Genomic DNA, 526 nt, shown 5'->3' with positions numbered 1-526 from the left:
GTGCCCATCTCGACGATCCCGTTCGGCACCAAGACCGGCGAGATCGAGATGGACGGGCAGCGGGTCGCCGTCCCCGTTCCCGTCGACGATCAGACGCTGCAGAAGATCTGCGAGATCACCGACGGCCAGTCGTTCCACGCCGACAGCCTCGAGTCGCTGAAGAACGTCTATGCGACCCTGCAGCGCCAGATCGGCTACGAGACCGTCAAGGGCGACGCCAGCCTGGCGTGGATGCTGCTGGGGGCCGTCGCGATGGCCGGCGCCATCCTGGCCGGCTTGTTCCTCAACCGCCGGCTGCCCTCCTGAGCGATCAGACCGGGAGCCGCCGGTTGATCAGCAGCGCCAGCGCCGTCGCGATCAGGGCGGTGATGACGCCCAGGCGCAACCACCCGGCGCTGCCCGGCCCCGGCACCGTGCGGTAGCCGATGTCCTTCTCGATCGCGTTGTAGCTCTTGGAAAGCTCGGCGACGTTGCCGGCGGTGTAAGACTGCCCGCCGGACAGCTTGGCGATCATCTTCATCTGATC

At 67.3% G+C, this 526-nt stretch carries 2 pseudogenes; one reads left to right on the top strand and one right to left on the bottom strand.

The features are described from left to right. A pseudogene (locus A5697_RS00020) lies at window positions 1-306 on the top strand (hypothetical protein); the annotation flags it as partial. Between the two features lie 4 nt (window positions 307-310). Here A5697_RS00020 and A5697_RS00015 read toward each other — a convergent pair. Next, a pseudogene (locus tag A5697_RS00015) lies at window positions 311-526 on the bottom strand (hypothetical protein); the annotation flags it as partial.

It is taken from the genome of Mycobacterium sp. E3251, assembly GCF_001666835.1.
Classification (GTDB): domain Bacteria; phylum Actinomycetota; class Actinomycetes; order Mycobacteriales; family Mycobacteriaceae; genus Mycobacterium.
Note: the sequence above shows the minus strand (reverse complement) of the source record. Positions and strands in the feature narration are given on the sequence as shown.